Source organism: Methylobacterium nigriterrae (assembly GCF_037106235.1).
Classification (GTDB): domain Bacteria; phylum Pseudomonadota; class Alphaproteobacteria; order Rhizobiales; family Beijerinckiaceae; genus Methylobacterium; species Methylobacterium nigriterrae.
Window position 1 is genome coordinate 1 of the sequence record NZ_JBAWTG010000828.1, and the last position, 275, is coordinate 275.

The 275-nt window shown below is 49.8% G+C and carries 1 protein-coding gene; it reads left to right on the plus strand.

The window, feature by feature from the left end:
* A partial coding sequence (locus WDW90_RS39320; RefSeq protein ID WP_336493022.1) for a hypothetical protein occupies nt 1–220 on the plus strand: 220 nt, incomplete at its 5' end.
* Between the last annotated feature and the right edge of the window lie 55 nt (nt 221–275).

The following is a 275-nucleotide window of genomic DNA, read 5'->3' on the forward strand; positions in this document are numbered from 1 at the left end:
TCTTCTGGCCAGTCTATGGCGCAAGGACCGGCGCAAATCATCCTCCATTATCCTGCTGTTGCTGGCATACTTTGTTGTGACAGCCATTCCGTTCGTCACCTTCTCACGCTACGGCTATGTGGTGATGCCGATGATGACCATCTATGCGGCTTATTTGCTTCATTTGATGTTCCCTGGAAAACGGCAAGCAGGTGCTGAAGCTGGAAATGAATCTGCCTGATCTAACCTTGATGGGCGGCAGTTTCCCCGGAAGAAGTCTAAAATAAAGGACAGTG